At 56.7% G+C, this 15956-nt stretch carries 12 protein-coding genes; all 12 read right to left on the bottom strand.

The genetic code is table 11. The features are described from left to right. Positions 1-44: 44 nt before the first annotated feature. Positions 45-728 (bottom strand): lipid-binding SYLF domain-containing protein, encoded by a 684-nt coding sequence (locus tag VEG30_17050; protein ID HXZ81639.1) that lies wholly within the window; start codon positions 726-728, stop codon positions 45-47. 411 nt (positions 729-1139) lie between these two features. After that, on the bottom strand, positions 1140-1799 hold the full coding sequence (locus tag VEG30_17055) for a response regulator transcription factor (GenBank protein ID HXZ81640.1): 660 nt from the start codon (positions 1797-1799) through the stop codon (positions 1140-1142). 127 nt (positions 1800-1926) lie between these two features. Continuing rightward, complete coding sequence (locus VEG30_17060; GenBank protein ID HXZ81641.1) at positions 1927-2655, bottom strand: hypothetical protein; 729 nt, start codon at positions 2653-2655, stop codon at positions 1927-1929. Between the two features lie 146 nt (positions 2656-2801). Then, the gene (locus VEG30_17065) at positions 2802-3089 is read right to left on the bottom strand and encodes a hypothetical protein (GenBank protein HXZ81642.1); all 288 of its coding nucleotides are present in this window, start codon (positions 3087-3089) and stop codon (positions 2802-2804) included. A gap of 170 nt (positions 3090-3259) precedes the next feature. Further along, complete coding sequence (locus VEG30_17070) at positions 3260-3847, bottom strand: hypothetical protein (protein ID HXZ81643.1); 588 nt, start codon at positions 3845-3847, stop codon at positions 3260-3262. Between the two features lie 542 nt (positions 3848-4389). Continuing rightward, a complete protein-coding gene (locus VEG30_17075) occupies positions 4390-7377 on the bottom strand; it encodes an Rne/Rng family ribonuclease (protein HXZ81644.1) in 2988 nt (995 codons plus the stop codon). A gap of 519 nt (positions 7378-7896) precedes the next feature. After that, on the bottom strand, positions 7897-8988 hold the full coding sequence (gene rodA, locus VEG30_17080; GenBank protein ID HXZ81645.1) for a rod shape-determining protein RodA: 1092 nt from the start codon (positions 8986-8988) through the stop codon (positions 7897-7899). A gap of 45 nt (positions 8989-9033) precedes the next feature. Then, a complete protein-coding gene (mrdA, locus tag VEG30_17085; protein ID HXZ81646.1) occupies positions 9034-11283 on the bottom strand; it encodes a penicillin-binding protein 2 in 2250 nt (749 codons plus the stop codon). A 148-nt stretch (positions 11284-11431) separates the two neighbouring features. Then, the gene (mreD, locus tag VEG30_17090; protein ID HXZ81647.1) at positions 11432-11947 is read right to left on the bottom strand and encodes a rod shape-determining protein MreD; all 516 of its coding nucleotides are present in this window, start codon (positions 11945-11947) and stop codon (positions 11432-11434) included. Next, positions 11947-13170, bottom strand: coding sequence for a rod shape-determining protein MreC (gene mreC / locus VEG30_17095; GenBank protein ID HXZ81648.1), 1224 nt, complete (start codon positions 13168-13170; stop codon positions 11947-11949). The genes mreD and mreC overlap by 1 nt, the downstream gene beginning before the upstream one ends. 96 nt (positions 13171-13266) lie before the next feature. Then, entirely contained in the window at positions 13267-14325 is a 1059-nt protein-coding gene (locus VEG30_17100) for a rod shape-determining protein (protein HXZ81649.1), read from the bottom strand. Positions 14326-14541: 216 nt separating this feature from the next. Continuing rightward, on the bottom strand, positions 14542-15822 hold the full coding sequence (locus tag VEG30_17105) for a FecR domain-containing protein (protein HXZ81650.1): 1281 nt from the start codon (positions 15820-15822) through the stop codon (positions 14542-14544). Positions 15823-15956: the final 134 nt, after the last annotated feature.

The raw sequence follows: 15956 nt of genomic DNA on the forward strand, positions 1-15956 counted from the left end.
CCATCGGCAGATTTTCAGTGTCAAACCGGATTCCGGCGGGCTCTCTATTTTCCGCCCGAGCCGCCAGCTTGCTTGTTCAGTTGCTCCAAGAAGGGCTGCGAGTCGGCGGTAGGCGTGGCCTCGCCGGTCAGTAGTGTCCGGAAGCGAATCATTCGACCGTAGAACGCCCGCGTGTCGTCCTTATCCTGGGTAAGCACAGCGCCTTTCAGACTGATCCCGGCAAAGACTCCCCGAGCCCGGCTGTAGGTAAGAACCTGAGCGCGCATTTTCCAGTCGGTATCGCCTTCCACATGCCGGCCAACAGGTCCGGCTGCACCGGAGGCGTCTGCACCCAATTCGAATTTGCTGGAAAGCAGGTGCTGCATACCCTGGTCATTCATGATCACCATGATCAAGTCCACCGCTTGCCCGCCGACTTGAAACCCAAAGCTGCCCCCCTTGAGATTGAAGAATGCGGGAGCGCTCCATCCGTGATCGGTACGGCAGCTGGCCACACCTTTTCCATAGTTTCCGCCGAACAAGAAGGCAGCGTTCAGCATCGAGGGAACTACCGCAATGCATTTCGATGATGTGAGGATCTCCTCCGGAATTCCAGCATCGGGAGCATCCATGATTTCTTTGAGCACCGCCGCGGCGGAGTCGATGCGCTCTACAGGCTTATCGCGAGTAACGTCTCCCCATAGCAAGCCTGGAATCAGGAACAAGACCGCGAGCAATGAGCGTTTCATGCCAGCAGAACCTCTTGGTTGGAGTGAACGGACGAAAGGCACAGCTGAATACTAAGGCTAACGGAGACCGCACAACATTGGCTGAGTTGGTTACCCGCACGAAGCGCGCACGACTTTCCGCCAGGGATGAAAGCCTGGATTGCGGAGGCGTTCACTGTGGACGGGAAAAAATGAGGGGTTGAAACCAGTGACCCTCGTTACCGGCTCCAACCCCCGTCTCCCAGGTTCTGTGGTAGGTGCACCGAGTATGCGACAGCCCCGCGAAGTCCTCAAGTTACGCTAGATTAGAAGGAGGTGCGAATTCGGCCAATGTCCGAAGGTAATTTAGTAAGTAACTGTTGGCGGAAACCAGCCGCGGGCCGATATGCCAGCTAATAGGCGGCAGAACCTAAACGCCTTTGTTTGAGAAGATTACTTGCTGGTAACCAGCGAGTGCGTGATGGCATGGACAGAGAGCGCAATACGGTTTTGTACGCCCACTTTGCGCATCAACTTGGCTACGTGCGCCTTGACCGTACGCTCTTCGATGCCCAATACGCTACCGATCTCCTTGTTAGACCTGCCGGCTACCAATAACTCCAGCACCTGCTTTTCGCGATCGGTAAACGTCACACGTCCAGCAGGGAAAATCCTCCCCGGTGAAGATGTGACTCGCTCGATGAACATGGAAAGAACGCGGCGTGGCGCCCAGACCGAACCTTGATGAACGATGCGGATAGCCTGGATGAATTCTTCGGGACTGGCAGCTTCGTCTACGTAGCCCTTGGCCCCACCCGCGAGAGCCTTCAGGATGGCTTCATCATCGGCTCCCGTCCCGGTAACGATGATGCGCAGGTCCGGCCGAGCGGCCTTCAGGCCAGCCATCACATCGAACAGATTCTGCCCGGCCTGGTTGCCTAGGAGGACGATATCGACGTTCGGCAAGGTGGCGATCTGGGCGAGTGCGGCAGAAGACAATTCGAAGTCCGATTCGGAATCAAAGAGCGCGCGAAGACCAATCAGCCGCAGAGGGTCTGTCTCTACGACCGCAATGTGAATCTTGGGTTTCCGTGAGTTGGATGATTTCGTCATGGGTGGGGTCCCCTATCAACTTCGCACAAAGCATAGCTGCATTTGACCGGAGCGGGAATAGGGGAATCGCTTCGTACAATGCCCGAAGGGACACTGGACGCCTGGACAATGGCCAATGGCCGTCCGCTTACCGTCCTCCGGATTGCTCGCTGGCGGCAACTTCTGCTTCTTTTGCGGGTGGAGAATCACGTTCAGATGAAGGCGGGCGCTGGTTGGTGTAGCCATCGCCGTAGCCGATCTGGTAACCCCGGCGGAACGCTTCGCAATATTCAGGGCCGGCACCGGCGTGCCGTGCGTCGAGGATGGAACTGCAGTTCCCAGCCACAGAGCGATAACTGCTTGCCTCGCGACCATCCTGCAGACCCTGCGTGCGGCCGGTGAGGTACCCGGCCATCACCGCTTCATCAAAGCTATGCGAGGGATGAAAATTCATCTGCTGGTGATCCAGCAGATCGCCGGCAGCTCTGCGGACTCCCTCTACTGCACGAAAGCGGCGTCCCGCATAACCATCGAAATAACCGACCCGGAACCCCTCGTGGTATCCGCTGTCAAACATGTGGCGCTCACCATACTCGGGGCGATAGCCTATGCACTTGCGGAATTTTTCCATCGACTTCACTTCGCGGAAATCCCGGTACATCTGGAGATCGGAATCGGCCACGTGGAAGCCTTCTTCGTATCCGTGCATGTAGCCGTGTGCAAACGCGGACTTCTGCAAAAATGCGCTGGCGCGATCAAGCGTGACATGCGCGTCACCTTGCAATTGGCCAAACGCCATTGCCGCGGAAACGAAGGCGAAAGTGAGAAGCAAAAGGAAGGAACGCTGCCCCACAGCACACCCCGTTGCGCCAATCATGCGCTCAATCGAGAAGAAGTCAACTGGAAAGCAAAATTGTTTACATTTCTCAGAATTTTGCAGCGTTTTATGTGCAACGAATTGCAGATAGCTTAGAGAACTGGGCCCAATTCTGTGCCGACGCTGCAAGTACAGCCTGCCACAACTCAATCTGTGTAGTCGGGGCTGTATTGCAGGGGATAGCCAGCGCCGACATCATCCCGCCGGCGGAATTGATCGGCAATCTGTGTAACGGTTGAGTAGATCCTGGCGGCACGTGAGAAGTAGCCGGGTATGAAAACGCTGACCACAGCAAACCCTTTTGGATATTCAGCGGCAAGCACGGCAACGCCAACCGTGGTCAACGCCAGTCCCGCTGTTCGCTTCCCTTTGCAAAGCAGTAATGCCCCAACAGAAAAAGAGCCGATTACCACCGCCTTCTTAAGCGAGGTCATGCTGACGTTCCTCCGCCCTGAATCTCGGAGATATTACACGCAAGTAACGCAGATGCCTATCGCTTGACCTGATATTCAGGGCGTGCCGCGCCAACCGTAGATGCAGTCCTGCTCTCCAGTTACGCCAGACTGCGGAAGGTCGCTGGCCACGAGTTCTCGGCTCGTGTCCTTTAACTCGTTCGTTGCGGAGGTGCGCCGAGCGCTTGCGTGCGGCGGCGCGAACGCATGTATTCCTGCAGGTAGAATCCAACCACTGCTGAACCCAGAGTCCAAAGCAAACTGAGAAACACCGAGATCAAATATTTCGGCAGGGTGGATGCCGCGGCCTTCGATGATGCTGGGGTCGTGCCATATTCCTGACTAAGTTCTGGAAGGTTTTCCCAATTCAGGGCCATCCCCCCATGGGAGCCACAAACAACCTGCAGGTGCGCCTGGGGTTCACGCGCAAATTCCGCATAATTTTCGCGGGTCTGGTTAAAGCTGCCGTTTGGCTCCCAAATATGCACACGCACGCGATGCTGACCGGCAGCAATGCGAATGGTGCGAGAAAAAGCCCCCTGGGCGTGACCGAAGATTCCGAGCCGTTTTTTGGTAATGGAGAGATCGCTGGCCAAAACCAGTCTTTCGTCGACGAAGAGGTTGAGTTTGGCACTACGAAAATTATGTTGCACGCTGAACTGAAGAGTCGCTGACTCAGCGCGTAGCACGAAATACGAGCACAATGTGAACATTACGAAAAGAGTTGCAACCACGCTCAAACGAGTCGCCGAAGACCAACTTCTCCATCTCCGCAGAAGCGCTTCCCTTACCCGGCCTAGGTAGTCTCTTAAATGCATTCCAGGGGTATCCGTACGATTTATAACAGAGCAAACCTCAGCCCTCTGCCAAGTCTCGAAAGTACAGAGGTTGATCAGTAGAGTTCCATGGGAAGACGCCGGGGCACGGCTCGAATGACCTGGCTGCTTGTGGGCCGAGCGCCAAGTCCGTGCCCCAGCGGGTTCGTAGTGCCTGCCGATAGAAAATTCGTGTCAGCAGGGGGAGTGCCCACTCTACTTGAGTTGTCCTTTAGTAACTGCACGTTGATTACCAGCTTTTCCCGACGTAAGTTGTTGGGGAATATGTGAGGGTTGGCAGCCCTCCCGTCATCGGCTGAAACCATTTGCAGTTTATAGGAAGGAAACGGGAACCCGGGATAAGGAGAGAGCCGCAGAAGCTGCGGCTTTCGCGCTTGCTGAAATCATCAAGTAAAGAGTTCCAGCGTAGGCCTTGGATCGGATTGATTTCTGCGTTCCCCAGGAACTCACATGTCGAACTGCTCCTGGTGGAGCGTGGCGTCAGGCTTGACAATAAGGTTGCGCCCGGTAAGTTCCTCCATGTCATTCAACCAACGCCCATTGTCTGCTTTCAGTTCCTTGGCGACTTCCGGGTTCACGCGAAGGATGATAGTGTCCTTCTCCAGGCGCGAAGCCATCTTTCGCAGCTCGGTATAAATCTCATTACATACCGTCTGGGGCGACTTGATGAACCCGCTTCCGGTGCAATATGTACAGGTGACTCCCAGGGTGCGCTCGAGCGACTGCTTTACCCGTTTGCGGGTGATTGCAACCAGTCCAAAATCGTTGAACTGGAGAACCTTAGAGGGCGCGCGATCATTTTTGAGTTCCTCCTCCAGAGCCTGCATCACGCGCTGGCGGTTACGGCGCTCATCCATATCAATGAAATCGATCACGATAATACCGCCCAGATCACGCAGCCGGACCTGGCGCACTATCTCCTTACAGGCATCTACGTTAGTCTTGAAGATGGTGTCTTCCAGGCGCAATGTTTTGCCTACATATTTTCCGGTGTTGATATCGATGGCGACCAAGGCCTCGGTTTGGTTGATGACAATGTAGCCACCGCTCTTCAACCAGACTTTGGGTTTGAGCGCTTTGTTAATCTCCTCCTCGATGCCGAATTGTTCAAACAGCGGCGTCTCCTTGGTGTAGAGCTTGACACGCTTCACCAGTGATGGCTGGAAGCGGTTCACGAAACGAAGAACGCGCTCGTATTCGGCTTCGCTGTCCACCCAGATGGCGGAAAAGTCCGAGGTCACGAGATCGCGCAGGGTGCGCTCCACCAGGTTCAGGTCGTGGTAAATCAGCGCCGGGGCTTTGGAATTGTCCGCGCGCGTACGAATATCGTTCCACAGGCTCTTGAGGAAGCGGATATCGGCACGCAACTCCTGCTCGCTGACATTCGCAGCCGCCGTGCGCACGATGAATCCGCCGTGGCCATTCTCACGTTCGCTGGACACAATCCTCTTCAGCCGCTGCCGCTCCTCGTCAGAGGAAATCTTGCGTGAGACTCCCACATGATTCACGGTCGGCATGTACACAAGGAATCGCCCGGGAAGTGCAATATGGCTGGTAATGCGCGCACCCTTCTTGCCAATTGGCTCCTTGGCGATCTGGATCAGGACCTCCTGGCCCTCCTTGAGGATGTCGCTGATCAACACGGGCTGTCGCTGATTTTCGCGGCGAGCACGGAACCTGCGCCCACCGCGTCGATTGCGTTGGTAACGATCGAATTCAGGGCGTGCGGCAGCGCGCTGCTGGAACGCAGCCGTACCGGCAGGACCGCGAAGTTCTGCCCGCGAAATTTCGTTCTCTTCCCCTACCGTCCCATTCGCAGTGGGATAAACGTCCTGCTCAATCTCCTCGAGCTCGCTCAAGTCGTTTTCGCCCTCGGCACTGTAGCCTCCCAAGATCTCACGCTCCTTGGCTACCTCCTGTACGGCATCTGCAAGTTCGCTGGCCGCTCGAGCCGCACCCGGCTCGAAGGTCTCCTCCTCCAATTCGATGAAATCTTCGCCCTCATCCAGCGACTCCGCGGGATGCGGCAAGTCAGCCTCATCCTCTTCGATCTCCTGTTCTTCAAATGCGCCAGCGGGTGCATTTTCGTAGCTGGGTGCGGGGGCTATCGGCTCTCCCAGCGCTTCGTCATGGGAAGAAATCTGCCGCGCTTCCCACTGCAAAGACGGCTCCTCAGCTGAAGTCCCATAGATCTCAGAGCTATCGCTATCAGCGGCAAGCTCGGGTCCTGGAAACTTCTCTTCGGACTCCTCTGAACGTTGCCCCTCTGCAAGAGTGGGCGGCTGCAATTGCCACTCGGTTGAGGGTTCCGGCGTAATGTCCTCTCCTGCATGAGTGGTCGCCTCCAGCGTGTGGTACTGGGGTTCCTCCGCTCGGCTCCATTCGGATACCGGCGGCTCCGGATGCTGTGCCTCTGCGGTCGCCTCCTTCCGGGCAGCCGCCTCAGCATGGCTGCTTACGGATTCCTGTGAGGGCTCTGCGTGATGAGTTTCAGTTGCAGCTTCCACCCGGTGACCGCGCAATCGCTCGTACTTGGAGATGGACTCGCCAGGAAGAATGATCGGTTCGAACGGGCGATACGACTGTGGACCTCGTGACTCTTGACGTCGTGACTCTTGCCGGCCTTGCTTAGGAATTTCAGAGGAGCTAGATGTTGTCTCGTTTTTGCGGTTGAACTTGGCGAAGGATTCGCCGGGGAGAATGACGGGTTGCTTCTGATGGCGTGAGGACGGCGGCTCTTCGTTACGAATTGCCGGCCGCACGTCTTCCCTGCTCTCCTCGTGGGCTTCCCTCGCCGCTGGGGCTTCAACTTCGCTTTCGGTTTCCTGCGCTGCTTCCGTTTCTTCTTCAGACCGTCGAAATCTTGCCAATGACTCGCCCGGCAAGATCGGAGGCTCGGTTGCTGGCCCACTTCCGGATTCCTGGGCTTCTGGTGCGGTTGGGTGGGCAAACTTGGATTCGGAAAATCCGCGGCTGCGGTTGCGCCGTCCGCGACGCCGGCCGCGCCAGCGTCGCCCTCCTTCGCTCTCGTCGCTGCCATTTTCAGAGCGGGAGGTGTCCTCGACGTCCCTGGCCTCGGCTGAGCTGTCTTCTGCCTCCCCGCGAGCTTCGTTGCGAAGCTCATCGGGCACGGAGGCTCGGGGTTCCGGCTTTACCTCATACGGGCGGGCAACCGGCACTGCTTCACCAGTCTCCTCTTCGTCTTCCACCTCGTAAAAATCGGAGACGTAAAGGAAGGCGTCGCGTTCGAGCCCAATATCCACGAACGCCGATTGCATTCCGGGTAGCACCCGCGTAACTCGGCCCTTGTAGATGGAGCCCGCCAGGGTGTATTCGTTCTCGTGTTCAAAGTAGACCTCTGCGAGTTGATCGTCTTCGACAAGCGCAATCTTGGTCTGATGCGGCGTTGAAGAAACGTATAGTTCTTTTGTCATTGAGACTCCGGGCGCTAGCTCTTCTCCCAGAGCCGCGCTTCCGGCCGAGTGCCCTCCGGATCAGAAACCGAAGGTCAAGCAGAAAGGCTTGCAGGAAGGACGTGCCAAAAGATGCGGGCCATGCCGAAGTTGCTCATTCCCATGCAGGCGGTCTATGCCTGCAGCGAGAGACCTCTTCGCGTGGCCGTGCCCACGAACTATGTCGGTGGGCTGGATTCGTTGGCTGAGCTTTAGAATCTTACGCACCTGTTACATGCGCCAACATGGTTTGTGACCGCTCTCTGCGCCTTCGTCTGGAACGTTACCGCGATCCCTATCGCGAAACTCCTTCCGAGCGGCGAGGGGGCCGTTACCCGCCCTGTCGCGCTGTCCGCATCCCTCACGGCTGCGCCGCTTGGGATAACTGCAATCCTGTCCGGCACTTTCAGCCGGGTACTCTCGTTACGTGAGAGTGATCGTGATCTCGAAACCGATATTGCACAAACTTCTTTGGAGCAGATCCCGCTTGCTCCATTCGACTCAGTTCACGAACCGGCGCATACGAATGTTCATAACAATGCCCAGTGCCAGGAACGTGAACAAAACCGATGACCCGCCATAACTCATTAATGGCAAGGGTATTCCGGTAACCGGCATAAATCCGACTACCATGCCGACGTTCACCAGGATGTGGAAAGCCAATACCGCCACCACTCCCATTACCACGAACGCCCCTGCCCGGTCGGGAGCCGTCTGGGCATTGTGGATTAACCGCATCAGCACCATAAAGTATAGCAGGAGAACACCTAAGGCTCCCACAAAACCATGTTCCTCCGCGAAAGCAGCGAAGATGAAGTCGGTATGCGGGACCGGAAGGAATAACCCCTGTGTTTGTGAGCCCTGCGTCGTTCCTTTGCCCCACAATCCGCCAGCTCCAACGGCAATCAGGGATTGAATAACCTGATACCCCTTCCCCTGGGAGTCGGCCTCGGGGCGCATAAAGCTCGTGAGTCGATCCCTCTGGTAGGGTTTCAGCCCGTGCCACGCCAATGGCATCGCCAGAGCCGCTACCAGGACGATGATCACGCTGTACTTGAAGCGCAATCCCCCCAGAAACAGTCCCATGATCGCGATCGGCATATAAGTTAACGCCGTGCCAAGATCCGGCTGTACCAGCACCAGCAACATGGGAATACCGACCACCGAACCTGCCTTCACCACTTCCCCCAAGGTCTGTTCCGGTTGGCGGTTGTCAGCAAAATACTTGGCCATCGCAAGAATGAGCACCAGCTTTACCCATTCCGATGGCTGGAAGTGAACCCCGCTGCCGATTTTGATCCAGCGCCGCGCTCCCAGATACTTCTGGCCGAAGATCAGCACCGCCAACAGCGAGGCCACCGAGATCACATACATCCACGGCACGTTCTCCAGCAATGTCTGATAGTTAATCCGGCTGACAATCAGCATTACCAGAATGCCGCCGAGGACCCAGTAGACCTGGCGGATATGCGATCCAACAAACTTGGTGTGCAGGGTGGCGCTGTAGATTTCAACCACGCCCACCGTGCAGATGGCCAGCACGAAGGCCAGCAGAACCCAATCGAAATCGCGCAATGAGACGTAACGTTGCATGTGTTGACCCGGCGGGCTCAGGCCCGCATTTACTATTCGTAATCGCTACCGCGAATCTGGAATGCCCGGAGCGGCTACCATGGCCGCCGCCGGAGTGCCAGCGGCTACCTGGAATTTTCCCGCGCCAATAGCATCATTTCCGTCCTCGCTGGCAGCGTTCCACACTCCGCTGATCTCCACTGGAGGGCTCAGAGAAGCGGTCGGTGAACCGGGAGCCTGGTTGTTCTCCGGACTACGCGAAGGCTGCGGTTTAGGAGCAGGCGCAGCGGGCAGTCTCTTCGGAGCAGTCTTTAATTCCGGCGCCGTTGCCGATCCCACCGATCGCTCCGCTGCCGGCTTAACCTGCGTCGCGGCAACAGTAGCTCTAGTTGATACCTCGGCTGCAGGAGAACCCAGAGCTCCGGTTTCCGATGATTTAGGCTTCGCCGGAGGCACGTATCCCGGCGGCGCGGCATACGCCACATTGTTGAGCACGCGCCGTTGCTTCTCGACAAAGGCTTTGATCACCTGCGAAGCTGTGCGTGCCGCCAGGTAGCCGTGCTCGCCTCCCTCCATCAAGACCGCGACAACAATATCCGGATTGCGTCGTGGTGCTACACCCACGAACCATCCATTGTCTTTGAATTTCGATTTCCCACCTGCGATCTTTGCCTTTGCCTGGTTGCTGATGGTCTGGGCACTGCCGGTCTTGCCCGCAAAATCGATCCCCTGCAGGTGGGCGCTGGGCGCAGTGCCGATCGGATTCACCACCTCCGACATAGCGTCCGTGACGATTTCCCAGTTGCTGGGATCGATAGGAACCCGTGTCTCATCCTCGTATTTAGCGGCAATTTCCTTATAGTGCGGTCGCAGATCCTGGGGAATTCCACCCAGCGCTACCACATGTGGGCGGAACAATTCTCCCCCCATGCTGATACCAGAAATAGCACGCATGAGCTGAATCGGGGTGGCAGCTACTGCTCCCTGGCCAATGCCTACAGAAATGGTTTCTCCTGCGTACCACTTCTGTTTGAAGTTCTTGATCTTCCACTCTTCCGAGGGCATCACCCCCGTCGCTTCCTGCGGAAGATCTACGTGCGTGCGCTGCCCCATACCTAACAAGGTCGCCCATTTGGCGATGCGTCCTATCCCCAGGCGTTCGGCCAGGGTGTAGAAGAAGACGTCGCAGGACTGATAAATTGCCTTCCGGATATCGACCGCGCCGTGCACACGATGCTCGGCGGTGACCCAGCATTTGAAGTAACGCCCGTAGAAGGTCGCGCCACCTCCACAGTTAACGTGCAGGTTCTGGGCAATCCCTTCCTGCAGGCCCGCAGTCGCCATGATGATCTTGAAAGTCGAGCCGGGCGCAAGCTGAGCCTGAATGGCTTTGTTGAGCAGGGGCTTGCCCTCGTCATTGACCAGCTTCGACCATTCATCTTTGGATATGCGGACAGCAAAAGAGTTCGGGTCGAATGTCGGACGGCTTACCATGGCGAGGATTTCGCCATTCTTGGGATTCATGGCCACGATGGCGCCGCTCTTCCCTTCCAGCGCCTGCTCCGCTGCCTTCTGGATGTCGAGGTCAATGGTCAGACGCAGAGGCCGCCCGGGCACAGCCGGAATTTCGTCCAACGGCCGCATCACTTTGCCGCGGCTGTTCACAACTTCACGCCGTGAGCCGTCCTTACCCATCAGGATGTCGTTGTAGTACTGCTCCACCCCCGATTTCCCCACGATATCGCCGGGATGGTAGAACTCCCATTGCGCCTGGTTGAGCATGTCCTCGCTCACCTCACCCACATATCCGACGACATGCGCCATGAAGCCGTTCTTGGGATAAAGGCGGCGATGGGCCATGATCGTGTCGAGCTCAGGCATCTCGTTGCGATGCGACTCGATGAAGGCCAGTTCGTCGGGAGTGATGTCGTCCTTGAGGAAAATGGGTTGGTATTGCGGCATGGAGGCAAAGCGACGAATACGCTCGGCTACGTCCTGGGGATCCATGTGCAGACCGGCTGCAATCTTCTCTACGTCGCCCGTAATATCGCGGCTCTGGTCGCGCAGCAGAAGTGCCGAAAAAGACGGGTAGTTGTCAACGATTATGCGACCTTCACGGTCGAGAATTTTGCCGCGTGGAGCGAGAATAGGCACGGTTCGTACGCGATTTTTCTCGGCGAGGGACGCGTAGTAGTCCGACCCGGCGACCTGCAGCCGCCACAGCCCAAATGCGAGTACCAGAAAAATCAGAAGAATTGTGTACTGCACCGCGGAAATGCGGATGGGAGAGACTTTGTCTTCGCGGCCAAACACCATGATCTTGGGCCAACTGTGGGAAGGGACCTGCCCGCAGGTTCACCAAGAGTGTAGCAGGTTCAGAAGGTCAGCGTGCGGATTTGCCTGCCTTGGACACGCCGTAAGGACGTGTACGGCTGGAAAGAATCACCGGTGTAGTCCGGCCTGCCTATTGGTGTTTGAACCGATCCAGCAGATAAAACAGCACCACCGCCACGATGCTGTTGGCGATGGCGCCACGCACCTCGTGCATCCATATCCAACGCAGATCGGCTCCCACCAGCCCGCGCGCGACGGCAAAAAAAATCAACTGATGCAGGATATAGAAGCAGAAGGTTAGCAGCAGCCGCGATCCTGGATTCTCCACATCGATCTTGGCGCCCACTGACGAAGCCGCATATCCAACTATCGATTTTGAAATTCCATACACTCCCAACGGCTGATGCGTTAGCGAGTCCTGCAGCAGGCCAATAATCGCGCCCGTCATCAGCCCGCTGATCTGGCTGCGCCGTGCCACCGCGAAGAAAATCGTTACCAGCAACGGCAGGTCGAAGATGCTGAAAAAGTGCAGCCGGATCGGCAGAAAGGCTTGCAACACCAGCGCGAACAGAGGCACCAGCACGGTCACCCAAATACTGAAGTGGTAAACCTCGATGCGCTCTTCTCTGCCGTAGGTGATCTGCACTAGCGGGGATTGTCCTTGGCAGTGGAATCACTTGTCGGAGTTTGCTCGGCTACAGCCTTTGAGGGAGTGCCAGAGGGATTGCGGTCATGGGAAGCACTAGCATCCGTATTGGGCGAGATAACCTGTGCCGCCGGTTTCGAGCCGTCAGTGGGAGTGCTTCGCGTCTGCCCTGCACCAGAGGCTGGATTGTTCGGTCCCGTAGTTGGTTTGGATTTCGGCGTAGTACCTGTGCCGGAGGCGGTGGCAGTACCGGGAGCGGACTTGGGTTTCTCTTCCGCGGCACTGGCGTCTTTGGCGGGCGGAGTCACCGTAGGAAGTCGCTCAGCAAGGACATCGACTGCACGCACCGGCTGGCCGTTGTCCGCCAGCTGCGGCGAGCGATCCTCCACTTTTGTGATCACCAGCACTTCCTCGGCCCGGCTCAGTTGTGCAGCCGCCTTCACCCGGATTTTGAGGAAGGTGCGGTCGGTGGCGGGCGCCACTTCGGCTACGACACCAACTGGCAAACCCTTGGGAAAAATGCGATCCCCACCGCTGGTGAATACCCGCTCTCCAACCTCAACATGTTCATCACTCATGATGTAGTGGATTTGAAGTTCGCCGGTCCCGGTAGAGTCTCCTTTGAGAATACCTTGCAGACGCGACTTTTCGAGAATCACACCAATGCCGCTGCTGGGATCATTGATCTCCAGCACCAGTGAGGTAGTGGGATATATGCGCAGGATTTTTCCCAGGATTCCTTCGGGCGTAATCACCGGCATGTCCACCTTCACCCCGTCGTGAGACCCCTTGTCGATATAGATGCCGCGGGAAAATTCCGAGCCAGTGGTGCTGATGACTTGCGCGGGCAGCGTCTGGGAAATGTACGTTTCTTTGAATCCCAGCAATAGCTGTAAGCGCCGCGCCTGGTTGGCGTCCTCCATGAGACGGACTTGTTCCACACGCATGAGGGCCAACTCGTCACGCAAGCTGCGGTTCTCGTTGCGTACCCGTCGCAGATCGAAATAGCCATGCCAGGTGTCGGTAAACCATTGCTGGCTGTGGACCACCCCCTTCATGAACGGCGTCATGGCGGAGACACTCCACACCTGGATCAGGCGGGCGGAACCGGCATCGGTGGGACGCTTCACTTGGATGGCCAAGCCGAGAACCTGCAGGAAAATTACGAGCAGCAACACCACTAGGTTGGCGAGGTTCTTATGCCGGCCGATAACGTTTTCCATAACAGCACTCGCCAGTACTTAGTCGCTTGGTCGCAGGAAGGCTTCTCGCCGGGACATGCTCTCCATCTCACAGCATCCCACGGCAGCGAAACCAATCTATTCAATCGAGATCTTGCGCAGCAGCTTGAAGTCGCTGAGCATTTTTCCGGTGCCCAGCACCACGCTGGCCAGAGGATCATCAGCGATCGAGACCGGCAATCCGGTTTCCTCGCGAATGCGCTTGTCGAGGTTCTTTAACAGAGCGCCGCCCCCAGTCAGCACGATGCCGCGGTCGCTGATATCGGCCGATAGCTCGGGCGGGGTGCGCTCCAGGGCCACCCTTATCGCATTCATGATGGTGGCCACACACTCGCTGAGGGCTTCCCGGATCTCGCTATCATCAATGGTAATGCTTTTCGGCACTCCTTCGATCAGGTTGCGCCCCTTAATTTCCATGGTCAGCGGCTTGTCTAACGCGTAGGCAGAACCGATTTCGATCTTGATCTGCTCGGCCGTTCGCTCGCCGATCAACAGGTTGTACTTGCGCTTGAGGTAATTCATGATGGCTTCATCCATCTGATTACCCGCCATTCGCACGGACCTGGAATACACGATGCCGCTCAGCGAGATCACCGCAATATCTGTTGTGCCGCCGCCGATGTCCACCACCATATTGCCGCTGGGTTCAGTAATAGGCAGGCCGGCCCCGATCGCCGCCACCATCGCCTGCTCCACCAGATGAACTTCACTGGCTTTAGCGCGATACGCGGAATCCATCACCGCACGCTTCTCTACCTGCGTGATCTCTGAAGGCACCCCGATAACAATCCGCGGATGTACCAGCATCTTGCGATTGTGCGCCTTCTGAATGAAGTAGTTCAGCATCTTCTCGGTGACTTTAAAGTCGGCGATCACGCCATCTTTCATGGGTTTGATGGCTACGATGTTCCCGGGAGTGCGCCCCAGCATCTCCTTGGCTTCCTTGCCTACCGCTTCGACTTCGCCCGAGTTCTTGTTGATAGCGACGATCGAAGGTTCGTTTACGACGATGCCCTTGCCGCGCGCATACACCAGAGTGTTAGCGGTACCTAGATCAATGGCCAGATCACTGGAAAACACGCTGAACAGGGAGCGCAGATTATGAAAGCGCGAATTCGAGAAGCCGTTCGATGTCATACGGATAATTCTTTATTCTTTCACATCAGGGAGTTCCGGCTTGCGCGAAGCAAGACAGCAGCAACTCTCATTGTATTCGATGTTGATATTTGCAACCGTCACCGAAGTGTCTGCCCCTCGGTCACGGCTGCACGCAACCACCTTCGGCCCGAAACTGGACAGTTCCTAAACCTGCTCATCATGCCAGAAAAAAACCCGGCTTGAACTTAGTGGTCCCTACTGAATTACTACCTTCTTCTGCATCGTCCTGACGCCGCCCTTGGCGTTTTGCGCGGTGATGGTGATGGTGTTCTCGCCGTTGGGCAGGGGCGGGGTAAAAAACTGGAATGAGCCGTCAGATTGAATCACCGGTACTTCTTGCCCATTGACCATAATGCGAGCGTGGGGCTCGGTCTTGCCTCGCAATTCCAGCACATGGCCATGCTGCACGAAGGGAGCGATCTCCAAAGCCAGCGAGACATTTTCCGGCCCCTTGCGGATGATTGTGAAACGGTTCTTTTCGCTGTCGACTGATTCCTTCCCCGCAGCGTCCACGGCCTGCACCGTCCAGTAATACGCTCCTTCTCCCGGGTTAGGCAGGGTAACCTTGGGCTCATTCACCCGCCGGTCAAACAGGGTCGAGGAAAAAAACGGATTGCGTGAAACGCGAATGTGATACTCCGCCGTGTTCACCACGGGCGACCAGTAAAACTGGATGGAATCCTGTTGGTCCGAAAGGAAGATGGGCATCATATTCGCGGGAGCGATAAGCGTGGGTGGGGCGATTTCCTTCTGCTTTTCAAGCTTGGGAGACTCGCTCTTGAACGATACGCTTTCGTAGCCAGCAAGTTTCACGCTCTCGACGCCGCGTGTGACCTCGCCCGAACCGCGCTTCACCAGGATCTGATGCTGATCGCTATGAGGATCATTTCGCACTAGAGCCGAGCTATCTTGAGCAAACGAAGCCGTAGCGCCGCCGACAATCACTTGCGACTTGGACCCCTGGGTATACGTGCCCGTTGTTAGATCCACGGTTCCGGTGTTCAGCTGTACCGCTACCTGGGTCTGCTGTTCTTCGTTCGAGGAGTTCTCCTGAACCACCATCAGCGAATCCTGCTTGAGGCTGTAGTTCGTCCCGTCGGGAAATACCACTTTGGCGATACCTTCTGAGCCGGTCTGAACCACATCTCCTTTCTCCAGCGGTAGGGTGTAGTCGGCGTTAACCCAGGAATTGCTGTTCGCCTTCTTTACGCGCACTGTGCCTTCCAGCATGGTGAAGCTAGCTTGCTGCTGCCCGGCAGGTGGCTTGCTGCTTGTCTTGCCTGGTGCGAGCCGATCCGTCAACTGGAGCAGGTAATTAAGCGAATTGTTCACCGCCCTCTTGGTGGGTTCTGGAAAGGTAAAGTAGGAGGCCCCGGTAGCGATCGCGGCGACGAGCAAGATCGCGCCCAGGACACTCCGGTACGTAACCGTCGTCCATGAAATGTAGAACTTCGGAATGTCGTTCTTCGGGGCCACTTCCCGCAAGAAACCTGAAACTGCAAAATCTAGGGTTCGGGCCTGAGGTTAGCACAAAGTAAGCAGTGCGCAATAGGCTGATACCTTTTCTCTCAATGGCTTGCAATCGAAGGTGCTACGACTGCAACAATGGC

The organism is Terriglobales bacterium (assembly GCA_035624455.1).
In the GTDB taxonomy this organism is placed as follows: domain Bacteria; phylum Acidobacteriota; class Terriglobia; order Terriglobales; family Acidobacteriaceae; genus DASPRM01.